At 33.1% G+C, this 12,919-nt stretch carries 11 protein-coding genes; 9 read left to right on the top strand and 2 right to left on the bottom strand.

Annotated elements, in window-relative coordinates; translation table 11 throughout:
- Positions 1-5 precede the first annotated feature (5 nt).
- The 6 genes from ACN0TY_RS12240 to bshA all read left to right on the top strand — a co-directional run bounded on the left by ACN0TY_RS12240 (position 6) and on the right by bshA (position 7,613).
- Positions 6-1,334: a (Fe-S)-binding protein gene (locus tag ACN0TY_RS12240; protein WP_236959285.1), complete on the top strand. Its 1,329-nt coding sequence runs from the start codon at positions 6-8 to the stop codon at positions 1,332-1,334.
- A 26-nt stretch (positions 1,335-1,360) separates the two neighbouring features.
- Positions 1,361-1,807: a phosphoheptose isomerase gene (locus tag ACN0TY_RS12235; protein WP_236959286.1), complete on the top strand. Its 447-nt coding sequence runs from the start codon at positions 1,361-1,363 to the stop codon at positions 1,805-1,807.
- Positions 1,808-1,945: 138 nt separating this feature from the next.
- Positions 1,946-2,737 (top strand): (Fe-S)-binding protein, encoded by a 792-nt coding sequence (locus ACN0TY_RS12230; RefSeq protein ID WP_417444732.1) that lies wholly within the window; start codon positions 1,946-1,948, stop codon positions 2,735-2,737.
- Positions 2,738-2,818: 81 nt separating this feature from the next.
- Entirely contained in the window at positions 2,819-3,304 is a 486-nt protein-coding gene (locus ACN0TY_RS12225) for an ABC transporter ATPase (RefSeq protein WP_236959288.1), read from the top strand.
- Between the two features lie 104 nt (positions 3,305-3,408).
- Entirely contained in the window at positions 3,409-6,333 is a 2,925-nt protein-coding gene (locus ACN0TY_RS12220; protein ID WP_417444731.1) for a glycoside hydrolase family 3 N-terminal domain-containing protein, read from the top strand.
- Between the two features lie 140 nt (positions 6,334-6,473).
- Positions 6,474-7,613 (top strand): N-acetyl-alpha-D-glucosaminyl L-malate synthase BshA, encoded by a 1,140-nt coding sequence (gene bshA, locus ACN0TY_RS12215; protein WP_417444730.1) that lies wholly within the window; start codon positions 6,474-6,476, stop codon positions 7,611-7,613.
- 102 nt (positions 7,614-7,715) lie between these two features.
- On the opposite strand, the gene ACN0TY_RS12210 is transcribed toward bshA, so the two are convergent.
- A complete protein-coding gene (locus tag ACN0TY_RS12210) occupies positions 7,716-8,786 on the bottom strand; it encodes an acyltransferase family protein (RefSeq protein ID WP_417444729.1) in 1,071 nt (356 codons plus the stop codon).
- Positions 8,787-9,114: 328 nt separating this feature from the next.
- On the opposite strand from ACN0TY_RS12210, the gene ACN0TY_RS12205 reads away from it, so the two are divergent.
- Together ACN0TY_RS12205 and ACN0TY_RS12200 are read left to right on the top strand one after the other, a co-directional pair.
- Entirely contained in the window at positions 9,115-10,062 is a 948-nt protein-coding gene (locus tag ACN0TY_RS12205) for a phosphoribosylaminoimidazolesuccinocarboxamide synthase (protein WP_417444728.1), read from the top strand.
- A gap of 106 nt (positions 10,063-10,168) precedes the next feature.
- Complete coding sequence (locus ACN0TY_RS12200) at positions 10,169-11,035, top strand: cation diffusion facilitator family transporter (protein ID WP_236959305.1); 867 nt, start codon at positions 10,169-10,171, stop codon at positions 11,033-11,035.
- A 62-nt stretch (positions 11,036-11,097) separates the two neighbouring features.
- Here the strand turns inward: ACN0TY_RS12200 and ACN0TY_RS12195 are convergent, their stop codons facing one another.
- A complete protein-coding gene (locus ACN0TY_RS12195) occupies positions 11,098-11,715 on the bottom strand; it encodes an outer membrane beta-barrel protein (protein ID WP_417444727.1) in 618 nt (205 codons plus the stop codon).
- Between the two features lie 445 nt (positions 11,716-12,160).
- On the opposite strand from ACN0TY_RS12195, the gene ACN0TY_RS12190 reads away from it, so the two are divergent.
- Positions 12,161-12,814 carry a DsbA family oxidoreductase gene (locus ACN0TY_RS12190; RefSeq protein WP_236959307.1) on the top strand — a complete coding sequence of 218 codons (654 nt, stop codon included), beginning with the start codon at positions 12,161-12,163 and terminating at the stop codon, positions 12,812-12,814.
- The last annotated feature ends 105 nt before the right edge of the window (positions 12,815-12,919 follow it).

Genomic DNA, 12,919 nt, shown 5'->3' with positions numbered 1-12,919 from the left:
TATAGATGAATTATATTCCACAAATACTTTTTGCAGTACTCCTAATTGTAGGCTTTGGATATTTTGCTAATAACATTAAAAAATTAGTTAGAAATATAAAGCTTGGAAAAGCCGTAGACCGAACAGATAATAAAGATATCCGTTGGAAGAATATGGCTCGTATTGCTTTAGGTCAGCAAAAAATGGTGGTGAAACCTATCGCAGGATTTCTTCATATAATAGTATATGTAGGTTTTATAATTATCAATATTGAAGTATTAGAAATTATTATAGACGGACTTTTTGGTACACACAGAATATTTGCACCTCTAGGATCTGTATATGACTTTTTAATTGGTTCTTTTGAAATATTAGCGCTACTAGTAATTGTATCGGTAACTATTTTTTGGATCCGTAGAAACATAATAAAATTAAAGCGATTCTTTTATTCTGAAATGAGAGGATGGCCTAAAAATGATGGGAATATCATTCTTTATTTCGAAGTAGTATTGATGCTTTTATTCTTAACGATGAATGGGGCAGATTACACACTTCAATTAATGGATGCTCCTCATTATGTAAAAGCAGGAGCTTTTCCTGTAAGTCAGTTGTTTGTTCCTCTTTTTGAGAATATGGAGCAATCTTCTCTAATTTTAGTAGAGAGAACAGCATGGTGGCTTCACATAATAGGGATATTAATTTTCCTTAACTACTTATATTTCTCTAAACATTTACATATCCTTTTGGCATTTCCAAACACATGGTTTGCAAACATCAATCCGAAAGGGCAATTTGATAATTTAGAGTCGGTTACCAAAGAAGTAAAATTAATGATGGATCCAGATGCTGATCCATTTGCTGCACCAGCGGAGGGTGATATGGATGAAGAGCCAGAAAAATTTGGAGCTTCAGATGTATCAGACTTAAATTGGGTACAGCTATTAAATGCATATACCTGTACAGAATGTGGGCGTTGTACAAGCGAATGTCCAGCAAGTCAGACAGGAAAAAAATTATCTCCTCGTAAAATCATGATGGATACCAGAGATCGATTAGAAGAGGTAGGAAAAAATATCGATGCCAATAAAGGTACGTTTGTAGACGATGGTAAGCAATTGTTAGATGATTACATTACGCAAGAAGAATTGTGGGCTTGTACCACTTGTAATGCGTGTGTAGAAGCTTGCCCCGTTAGTATTAGTCCGCTATCAATAATTATGGATATGCGCCGTTATTTAGTAATGGAGCAATCTGCAGCACCAATGGAGCTAAATAATATGATGGGGAATATTGAGAATAACGGAGCGCCATGGCCATACAACCAAATGGATCGATTAAATTGGAAAAATGATTAATATTCACCAACAAACATAACTAAATAATGAACAAAGAAGAAGTTGAAAATTTGCTTAATGAAAAATTAGAAGACGGGGAACATATAAGTCCTGTTTTACCAAAAGGAATTAAAAATTATTTAATCGATATAGACGGAACTATCTGTGATGATATTCCTAATGAAGAGCCAGAGCGTATGGCAACAGCACAAGTTTATCCTGATGCTTTAAAAACGCTAAACAAATGGTTTGAAGAAGGACATATTATTTACTTCTTTACTTCTCGTACAGAAGATCATAGAAAAACAACCGAAGATTGGTTAAACAAACACGGTTTTAAATATCATGGAATGGTAATGGGAAAACCAAGAGGTGGAAACTACCATTGGATAGACAATCACTTGGTAAAAGCTACTCGTTACAACGGAAGGTTTACAGATCTTATTGATAAGGAAGTAACAATCCAAGTTTTTGATGACGGAAAGCACGATTAATAATTGATTTTATATCAAATTATAATCGCTTAAATAAAATGTAAATGTCTGCTCGAGTGGAATTAAAAATAAGCTATTTTAGCTCCACTCGAAAGGATGTTTTTTAATACTGAAGCATAATAAATTAAGGAAAACAGCATGAGTGAAGCAATAAATGTGCCTACAATGGCAGGGATGATGGCGGAAGGAAAAACTCCAGAAGTATTATTTTGGGTAGGTTGTTCTGGAAGTTTTGATGACAGAGCTAAAAAGATCACAAAAGCCTTTGTTAAGCTTTTAAATAAAGCAAAGGTAGATTTTGCTGTTTTAGGAACCGAAGAGAGTTGTACAGGAGATCCTGCAAAACGCTCTGGTAATGAAATGCTGTTTCAGATGCAGGCAATGACAAACATTGAGGTGTTAAATGGTTATGAGATTAAGAAAATTGTAACTGCTTGTCCGCATTGTTTTAATACAATTAAAAATGAATATCCTTCTTTAGGAGGGAGTTATGAAGTAATTCACCATACACAATTTTTACGTTCTCTTTTAGAAGAAGGACGACTTACTATTGAAGGAGGAAAGTTTAAAGGTAAAAGAATCACCTTCCACGACCCTTGTTACTTAGGAAGAGCGAATGATGTGTATGAAGCACCACGTGAATTAATTCAGAAGCTAGAAGCAGAACTAGTAGAAATGAAAAGCTGCAGAAAAAAAGGATTATGCTGTGGAGCTGGAGGTGCACAAATGTTTAAAGAGCCAGAAAAAGGAAATAAAGACATTAATATAGAACGTACAGAGCAAGCCATAGAAGCAAAACCAGATATTATTGCTGCTGGTTGTCCTTTCTGTAATACCATGCTTACAGATGGTGTAAAAGGAAAAGATAAAGAAGCAAGCATCGATGTAATGGATGTAGCGGAACTTATAGCAAATGCAGAAGATTTATAGCTTTTAAGCTAGAATCTTAGAATAAAAATAACTCACTTAGTGAGAAAATAAGAAAAGGAATCTTTTTAAAATTAAAAGAAAATGTACGTAGCTTTCAACGATTTAACAGAATCTGCAAGAGTTTGGATTTACCAAGCCAACAGAAGTTTTACCAAAGAAGAAATTGAAGAATTAAAAAATAGATTAGAATCTTTTATAGAGCAATGGACAGCTCATGGAGCAAACCTAAAGGCTTCTTTTGAGATCCGTTATAAAAGATTTATAATAATAGCATTAGATCAAGAGTTTAATGTAGCTAGTGGATGTTCTATCGACGCCTCAGTTCGATTTATCCAACAGCTAGAGCAGGATTATAATGTGACCCTGCTTGATAAAATGAATGTCTCCTACAGACAAGGTGATTTTATTGCCTACAAGCCCCTTATCGATTTTAAGAAAATGGCCAAACAAAAGGCTGTGTCTCAAAACACGATTGTATTTAATAACTTAGTAACCAATAAAGAAGAATATCAAAATTATTGGGAAGTGCCTGCTAGAGATAGTTGGCACGCGAGATTTATGAATTAATTTTTAAAGGTAGAGAACATACTTTTAAATATAATTCGTCGTTTTTTGTGCAGCAAAATCAATTTCTATTCACAGAAATTATCCTTTTTAATAAAAATTATTAAATGATTTTAAAAAAAAGTGTTTTTGTTGTTGTATTAGTTTTAGCCGTTTTAAAAGGCTATTCTCAACAAAAAGATCCGTTAGAAACAAAAGATTATCAACAGCAGCAAGAATGGGTTGATAGTATATATAATTCCTTAACGCTTCAAGAAAAAGTAGGACAATTATTTATGATCCGCGCTTTTTCAGATAAAGGAAGTGCTCATATAGAAGGAGTAAAAAAAATAGTATCAGATTATCAAGTAGGAGGTGTTATATTTTCTACAGGGGGACCTTTCCGTCAAGCTAAATTAAATAACGAATTACAGGAGTTATCTAAAGTTAAGATGTTAATGTCTATGGATGCCGAGTGGGGATTATCCATGCGCTTGGATTCTACATTTGCTTTTCCGTACAACATGGTTTTAGGAGCAGTAAAAGATAACGACTTAATAAGACAGGTAGGAAAGCATATTGGAGAGCATACAAAACGTATGGGAATGCATATTAATTTTGCTCCTGATGTAGATATCAATACAAACCCTAAGAATCCAATCATAGGAAACCGCTCTTTTGGAGAAAATAGAGATAAGGTAACAGAAAAAGCATTGGCTTTTATGGATGGGATGCAGTCTGCAGGTGTTTTGGCAAATGCTAAGCATTTTCCTGGGCACGGAGATACAGAACAAGATTCTCATAAAACCTTGCCTACAATTACTTTCAGTAAAGAAAGAATAGACAGCGTAGAGCTATATCCATACAAACAATTAATTCCAAATGGACTTGCCAGCGTTATGGTGGCACATTTAAATGTACCTAGTTTGGAGTCGCGCCCTGGTTATCCATCTTCTATTTCAGAAGGGATTGTAACAGGATTATTAAAAGAGAAGCTTCAGTTTAACGGACTCATTTTTACTGATGCTTTGGAAATGAAAGGTGTTGCAAACTATGCAGATTCAGGAAATGTAGATCTTTCTGCTTTTTTAGCCGGAAACGATATGCTTTTAATTTCTGGAGATACTCCGTTAGGAATTACAAAACTTATAGAAGCGTATAATAATGGTGTTATTACTGAAGAGCGATTAGCATATTCAGTAAAGAAAGTTTTAAGAGCAAAATACAAAGTAGGTTTGAATAATTATAAACCTGTTGATACTCATAATTTATATGAAGACTTAAACCGTGTAGAAGATTCTATTTTGTATGAAGAAGTAATGGAAAATGCTATTACTGTAGCAAAAAATGAAGATCAGATAGTTCCGCTTCGAGATTTAGATAAAAAAAGTATTGCTTATGTAGGACTAGGGGATGGCGATAATAAGACTTTTGTAAACACGCTAAAGAAATATACAAAAGTAAGTTATATCCATGCAGATAATTTAGCAGATCTTACCAATAGAATTAAGCCTTATGATTTAGTGATTATTGGTCATCATAGAAGTACTGAAACACCTTGGAAAGCAGCTGATATTTCTGATCAAGATAAGGTTTGGATCTATGAAATAGCAAGGCAGAAAAAAGTTATTTTAGATGCTTTTGTAAAACCATATGCATTATTAGACTTACAGAGTATAGATAATATTGAGACTATTATTGTTAGTTATTTAAACGATCCTATTTCTCAAGAGAAATCTGCGGAGCTTATTTTTGGAGCCATAGCCTCAAAAGGGAGTTTACCAGTAATGGCACACGAAAAGCTACCAGAAAACAGAGGTTTTTTAACAAACTCATTATCAAGATTGGGGTATAGTGTTCCAGAACGAGTGGGAATGAATGCTAAGACTCTAAAAAAGGTCGATTCTGTAATGAAAACTGCAATTAGCGGAGGAGTTACTCCTGGGGGGCAAATTTTAATCGCTAGGCAAGGAAAGGTAATTTATAACAAGAGCTTCGGAAAGTTTTCTTATGGCGCTGATGCCGAGCCTGTAACAAACAATAATTTATACGATCTAGCTTCTTTAACAAAAATAACAGCCACTCTTCCAAATATTATGCAATTGGTAGAAAAGGGAGAATTAACCTTTAATTCTACTTTGGGAGAAATGTTGCCAGAATTGAAAGGGAGTAATAAGAGTGATTTAAGGTTGTTAGCGGTTTTATCTCATTACGCACGTTTAAAACCTTGGATTCCTTTTTACCTGAGTACCATAGATAAAGGAACAAAAAAGCCTTTACCAGAATATTATAAGGAGAATCCAACTAAAAATTTTAATTCACAAGTAGCAGACCATTTATATATCAGAAACGATTATAAAGACTCTATTATAGATCAGATTAAGGAGAGTGAGTTGCTAACTAGACTTCAGTACAGATATAGTGATCTCCCTTTTTTATTGTTACAACGTTATTTAGAAAATTATTATAATCGCCCTTTAGATAAAATTGCCCAAGATCATTTTTATAAATCTTTGGGGATGAATTACACAACTTATAATCCGCTTGATAAATTTGGAAAAGGGGAGATTGTTCCAACGGAAGTAGACGATTATTTTAGGCATCAGACCATTCAAGGTTATGTTCACGATATGGGAGCAGCAATGTTAGGTGGTGTTGGAGGTCACGCCGGACTCTTTAGTACATCAAACGATTTGGCAAAGATGATGCAGATGTATCTTCAAAAGGGATATTACGGAGGGAAACGTTATTTTAGTTCAGAGACATTAGATAAATTCAATACCTGCTATTATTGTGATAAAATGAATAGAAGAGGTGTAGGTTTTGATAAACCTCAGTTAGGGGAATCTGGACCTACTTGTGGGTGTGTATCAATGACAAGTTTTGGACATAGTGGATTTACAGGAACCTATGCGTGGGTAGATCCAGAAGACAGCCTTGTCTATATCTTTTTATCAAATAGAACCTATCCAACCATGACCAATAGGAAATTAATTTCGGAAGGAACACGTACTGTAATTCAGGAGATTATCTATGAAGCAATAGAAAGATAGTAAAAATTGTACTTGTTTTTGTAAATAGAGATTGTTTCTACCGACTTAGTTTTAAGATAATTTATAGAAAGTATATTGATTAGAATACTACCTTAGTTAAATCAATGGAAATCTAAACTAAGACTTTTAAAGAAAGAAATATGCGAATAGGGATTGTATGTTATCCAACATTTGGTGGTAGTGGAGTAGTAGCCACAGAGTTAGGAATGGCTTTAGCTACACGAGGACATGAAATTCATTTTATCACCTACAAACAACCTGTTCGTTTAGCTTTATTAAGTGGAAAAATTCATTTCCACGAAGTAAATGTTCCAGAATACCCATTATTTCATTATCAGCCCTATGAACTTGCTCTATCGAGTAAATTAGTAGATATGGTAAAGCTCCATAAGTTGGAAGTTTTACACGTTCATTACGCTATTCCCCATGCATATGCAGCTTATATGGCAAAAAAGATGCTAAAAACAGAAGGGATCGAAATTCCTATTGTTACCACCTTGCATGGAACAGATATAACTTTAGTAGGAAACCACCCATTTTATAAGCCTGCTGTTACCTTTAGTATCAATGAATCGGATGTAGTAACTTCTGTTTCTGAAAGTCTAAAAATGGATACGATACGATTGTTTGATATCAAAAAGAAAATCCATGTGATTCCTAATTTTATAGATGTCTCTAAATACAATCATCCATTTACCGATTGCCAACGTGGAATGATGGCTCAAGATAATGAACGTATTATTACACATATTAGTAACTTTAGAAAGGTAAAAAGAATTCCTGATGTTATTAATATTTTTTATGGAATTCAAAAAGAAGTTCCTGCCAAATTAATTATGGTAGGAGAAGGTCCAGAAAGAGAATCTGCAGAAGATTTATGTGATAAACTCGGAATAGGGAATAAGGTTGTTTTCTTGGGGAATAGTAACGAAGTAGATAAGATACTTTGTTTTTCAGATTTGTTCTTACTGCCATCAGAAACAGAGAGTTTTGGTCTAGCTGCTTTGGAAGCCATGGTAAATGAAGTCCCTGTGATTTCTAGTAATACAGGAGGTATTCCAGAAGTGAATAAAGAAGGATATAGTGGTTACCTAAGTAATGTTGGCGATGTAGAATCTATGACCACCAATGCTATTAAGATTCTAAAAGATCCAACTGTTTTGGATACCTATAAAAAGCAAGCAAGAACTCAAGCTACCATGTTCGATATTCATAAAATCGTACCTATGTACGAAGAAATCTACGAAAAAGCATATCGTAAAGTTTTTAGTGCTAGTTAACAGCAATTATTTTTTGATTATATATTTTTGGTTGTCTCTTTTAAGTCAAAAGAGAATAATTTGTGTAATAATTCGAGAAAGATACTAAAACAGTGCTTTCTACTATCTAAATCTCTTTTTAAGATATTTCCTTACTGGTTCATCGAAGTAGGCCATAACAAAATATGCAACAATTAGAAATAGTATAGTACCTCCAATAACTATAAATGTAAGTTCACCTTTAGAAGGGTTTTTTGCTATTAAATAATTCCCGAAAACCCAGATCCCAGCGTAGTGGGTCATGTAGAGGGGATATGAAATTTTCCCAGAGAAAATACAAAGTCTTTTGGTTTTAACGGGTTCAATTGTTCCTGACCCCAACATTATAAGTAGCGGGAAGTAAATTAAAACACACAGTAGTTCATACAGCCAATTAAAAGAAAAATAGGGCATAAGAAAAGCTCCAGCAATCAATAATGAAAGACCTATAAATCCTAAGTTATTTTTTATAATCCAATTACAGCGGTAGATTAAAATCCCAGCAAGGAAAGAATAAGAGATCCTTGCAAAACCATCCCAGAAATTATCTTTAGACCAACCTCCCATTAAATTACCTGCATTATAGGCTACATAAGATAAAAAACCAGCAGCTATTATGGTGAGCACAATCAGCACAGGTTTCTTTAGTTTATTCAGAAATAGGGCGTATGCAATGTTAGCAATATATTCCCAAAATAGCGACCATGAAGGAGCATTCAATCCAAAGTTATTAAATCCTCTTTCGCCCATCACAGGGTAGGGTATTAATAATACAGAGCATAAGAAAATGAGTCCCATTTCTAAAAAGCTATAGGTAACCTCACTTGCATCAAAGGGATCTAAAAAGAAAAGTAGTAACCCTAAAACAGAGCCGAAAATTACCAATGGATGTAATCTTATAATTCGCGATTTAAAAAACTTTAATATTCCTATATCTGCAATGCGATCATCATATGCATATGCAATTACAAACCCAGATAAGCAAAAGAAAAAATCTACAGCAAGAAAACCATGACCAATAAAATTAAGTGTAAAATCGGTATAAATCCATTCCATAAAATGAAATATAACCACTGCAAGGGCGGCTACACCTCTTAATCCATCTAATACTATAAAATGTTTTTTAGATTTTTTTTGGGTAATTTCAGAAGTCATTTAAAGCTACTATATTTAGGTTGGTTGTAATAAGGCTGCAAAATATAATTTTTTTTACTATTTGCTGCTTTTTTAAAAGTACTTTGTTATTTTATTTTCAAGCATTGTATTTTTGTGATGATGTTTTTTTAAAACTCAGTATTAAAACAAGCTTATAGTTCCCTTTCAACTCAAAATATCTTTTATCTTTGCAGGAGAAAATCTAACTTCCATTCAGCTATAAATTTATCGGAGTTAGTATAAAAAAATTCAATATATCCCTGCTTTTTATATAGGGAATATGAAGGTGTTTTTAAAATCAACTATTAGAAATAAATAGCATATACCTATGAGTAATACAATCACAGATACAAATTTTAATTTTCCAAATCAGGAAAGTTTATACAAAGGGAAAGTAAGAGAAGTTTATAATATCAATAACGATCAATTAGTTATGATTGCTACAGATAGACTTTCTGCTTTTGATGTGATTATGCCTAAAGGGATTCCTTATAAAGGACAAATATTAAATCAGATTGCTACCAAAATGATGGATGCAACTAAAGATATTGTTCCAAATTGGTTACTGGCAACTCCAGATCCTAATGTGGCTGTAGGGTACTTATGCGAGCCTTTCAAAGTAGAAATGGTTATCCGTGGATATTTATCTGGGCATGCTGCTCGTGAGTATAAAATAGGTAAGAGAACGTTATGCGGTGTTGCAATGCCAGAGGGAATGAAGGAGAACGATAAGTTTCCAACTCCAATAATAACACCTTCTACAAAAGCCGATCAGGGAGATCATGATGAAGATATCTCTCGTGAAGATATTTTAAAAAAAGGTATTGTTTCTGAAGAAGACTATTTAATTTTAGAAGAATATACACGAGCTTTATTTAAAAGAGGAAGTGAGATTGCCGCGGAACGCGGACTTATTTTGGTAGATACAAAATATGAGTTTGGAAAAACTAAAGAAGGGAAAATCGTATTGATTGATGAAATCCATACTCCAGATTCTTCTCGTTATTTTTATGCTGATGGTTATGAAGCCCGCCAAGAGAAAGGAGAAGCTCAAAAGCAGTTATCCAAGGAATTTGTACGTCAATGGCTAATTGAAAATGGTTTCCAAGGTAAAGAAGGGCAACAGATTCCAGAAATGGATGAGGCATATATAAACAGTGTATCAGAGAGATATATTGAGCTTTATGAAAATATTACAGGAGAGAAGTTTATTAAAGCTGATGTTGAGAATATACAGGCTAGAATAGAGAAAAATGTATTGGAGTATCTTAAATAGATCTCTTTTATTCGCTTAATATCTCTAGAATAGATTGTAGGATATAAAATAAAGCTACTTAGTTGTGATTTATTGCCGCTATTATTAATGATTTGATATCAAAAGAATGAGCAACGAACAAACTGCAATCCGTACTACATATTTTAGCATTATTGGAAATATAGGTTTAGCACTAGTTAAAGGATTAGCAGGCTTTTTTGGGAATTCTTATGCGTTAATAGCTGATGCAATCGAATCTACCTCAGATATTTTTGCCTCTTTAATGGTTTTATTTGGGCTGAAATATGCAAAAAGACCAGCAGATAAAAATCACCCATACGGACACGGAAAAATAGAACCTGTAATTACATTTTTGGTAGTAGCCTTTCTTGTGACTTCTGCCACTATAATTGCATATGAGAGTATTCAGAATATAAGAACACCACATAAAAGTCCTAAAGCATGGACATTAATTGTTCTCGGTATTATTATTATTTGGAAAGAAATTTCATATCGGATAGTAATTAATAAAAGCAATCAAACAAATAGCTCTTCTCTTCGTGCCGATGCTTGGCATCACCGTAGTGACGCATTAACTTCTGTAGCTGCTTTTATCGGAATTTCTATAGCTGTTCTTTTTGGAAAAGGATATGAAGCAGCAGATGATTGGGCTGCTTTATTGGCGTCAGGAATCATTTTATATAATAGCTATTTAATCTTCAGACCTGCTTTGGGAGAGATTATGGACGAGCATTTCTATGACGACCTTATCCATGAAGTTAGAGAGAAATCTACAGATGTAAATGGAGTTATAGATACCGAGAAGTGCTTTGTAAGAAAGTCTGGAACTAGATTTCTTGTAGACCTACATATTATTGTAGACGGTAGTATTTCTGTGAGGGAGGGACACGATATCTCTCATAACCTAAAAGATTATCTTCAAAAGGAAATACCTAATATTGCAGATGTTCTTATTCATATAGAACCAAATTAGAACAAAAAAATAGCGAGGAAATTTCCTCGCTATTTATATTTATAAACCTATTTTATATGGTTTTAGAATCTATATAATAAACCAAATTGAGGTTGGTCAAATATATTTTCAAATAAGTTAATATTTAATTCAAAAGTATTTGAAGAAGGTCCTTCTTCAGGAGAAACGCTATTGTAAGAAAGTACATTTGCTAATGTAAATGTTGCAGCTAAGTTCTTAGTAATAAAGTAATTCAATCCTAAATTAATATCAGCAGTAACACTATTACTAATATCTTCAATATCAGCAATTTCTGTTTTGTTTCTTCCGTATCCTAAACCAGCTTCACCATAAGCTTTAAAACGTTTCTTCCCTATTTCTAAGAAATAGTATCTAGCAAAACCACCTATTCCAAAGATATTAGTTTTAGAATCTAATGTTTCAACTTTATTAGAAGCAAAATTTACTTCTCCCCCTACAGCAAGTTTATTGTTTAAAAAGTATCCAAATTTTGGATTGAATCCATAATAATCTTGTTCTCCACCTGTACTTATTTTAATAGCACCTTCAACGAACATATCTCCTTTAGCAAAAGTGATACTTTCACCAGATTTCAATTGTGATTTTAATTCTTTCTCTTGTGCACTTACCAAACAAATAGTAGCGAATGCAAACATAGTTGTAATTAAATTTCTCATCATTATTTGATTTTTTAAAATTTGTAGCGGCAAATATATACTTATATTCTATAATAAATATATTTTTTTCTACATTTTTTAAAACCTTATTTTAGATGATTGAATACCAGTTGTATTCCTCGATAAAACAGGGGTTTTCTGCTTTTTATTGTTATAATTTGAACACTTTGCAATCACATATTAAGTCAATATTGAAGAATAAAATCAATTAAAAAGTAAAATATTACAGTAAATAATTTATTGTTGAATGAAGAACTTCACTTAAACTTAGCTATACATTTAGCTTTATTTGTTGAGTATAAGCAAGGCATGTCGCTTTTTATGCTTTAGTTCCGGATATTCTAAATTTAGCATACATTAACTATAAGGATATATAGAGTAATACGACTATAAGGATATATAGAGTAATACGACAAAGTATTATATATAGTAATATTAAAGTTCAAAAATGAAAGATAAAATTAAGTTAGATATTATTTCTGATGTTGTTTGCCCTTGGTGTATCGTTGGTTATAAACGTTTGGAGGCAGCAATTACAGAAATGGGAATTGAAGATCAAGTAGAAATCGAGTGGCAGCCTTTTGAATTAAATCCTCATATGCCTGTAGAAGGGGAAAATGTGCAAGAGCATATTGAAAACAAGTATGGAGCAAGTAGAGAAGATCAAAAGAGATCTCAAGAGCAAATGGCAGCAGCAGGAGAGGCGCTAGGATTTAAGTTTGATTATTTTGATGATATGAAAATTGTAAATACTAGAGATGCCCATGTTTTAATAGACTTTGCAAAAGAAAAGGGAAAGCAAACAGCATTGAAACTCCGATTGATAACAGCCTTTTTTAGTGAACGTAAAGACGTTTCTGATAGAAAAGTGTTATTAAAAGAAGTAGAAGCAATAGGATTAGACTCAAAAGAGGCATTAGCAAGGCTAGAAAATAAAGAGGCTAAGAAGGAAATCCAAACCAAGGAAGCTTATTGGCAGAGTTTAGGAGTAAATTCTGTTCCAACAGTAGTTTTCAATACTAAAAGTGCATTAACAGGTGCACAGCCTATAGAAGTTTACAAGCAAGTGCTTACTGAACTGCTTCAAGAATCAGAATCTTAATACTATAATAGTAATCAGTGCTTGGTTATTTTATAGTGATTTGGTTGTAAAGCTGGTTAACACTTCAAATTTATATAATAACTAAAGCCTCGTTTAATATGTACG

Origin of the sequence: Joostella sp. (assembly GCF_048266025.1) — a bacterium.
Lineage (GTDB): Bacteria > Bacteroidota > Bacteroidia > Flavobacteriales > Flavobacteriaceae > Galbibacter > Galbibacter atrarenae.
The sequence above is the reverse complement of the archived record's forward strand: the minus strand, read 5'-3'. Positions and strand labels throughout refer to the sequence as shown.

Excerpts from the sequence above, each read along its gene's own strand:
- ACN0TY_RS12240 (WP_236959285.1), top strand. The coding sequence starts at position 6 with ATGAATTATATTCCACAAATACTTTTTGCAGTACTCCTAATTGTAGGC.
- ACN0TY_RS12235 (WP_236959286.1), top strand. The coding sequence starts at position 1,361 with ATGAACAAAGAAGAAGTTGAAAATTTGCTTAATGAAAAATTAGAAGAC.
- ACN0TY_RS12230 (WP_417444732.1), top strand. The coding sequence starts at position 1,946 with ATGAGTGAAGCAATAAATGTGCCTACAATGGCAGGGATGATGGCGGAA.
- ACN0TY_RS12225 (WP_236959288.1), top strand. The coding sequence starts at position 2,819 with ATGTACGTAGCTTTCAACGATTTAACAGAATCTGCAAGAGTTTGGATT.
- ACN0TY_RS12220 (WP_417444731.1), top strand. The coding sequence starts at position 3,409 with ATGATTTTAAAAAAAAGTGTTTTTGTTGTTGTATTAGTTTTAGCCGTT.
- bshA (WP_417444730.1), top strand. The coding sequence starts at position 6,474 with ATGCGAATAGGGATTGTATGTTATCCAACATTTGGTGGTAGTGGAGTA.
- ACN0TY_RS12210 (WP_417444729.1), bottom strand. The coding sequence starts at position 8,786 with ATGACTTCTGAAATTACCCAAAAAAAATCTAAAAAACATTTTATAGTA.
- ACN0TY_RS12205 (WP_417444728.1), top strand. The coding sequence starts at position 9,115 with ATGAGTAATACAATCACAGATACAAATTTTAATTTTCCAAATCAGGAA.
- ACN0TY_RS12200 (WP_236959305.1), top strand. The coding sequence starts at position 10,169 with ATGAGCAACGAACAAACTGCAATCCGTACTACATATTTTAGCATTATT.
- ACN0TY_RS12195 (WP_417444727.1), bottom strand. The coding sequence starts at position 11,715 with ATGATGAGAAATTTAATTACAACTATGTTTGCATTCGCTACTATTTGT.
- ACN0TY_RS12190 (WP_236959307.1), top strand. The coding sequence starts at position 12,161 with ATGAAAGATAAAATTAAGTTAGATATTATTTCTGATGTTGTTTGCCCT.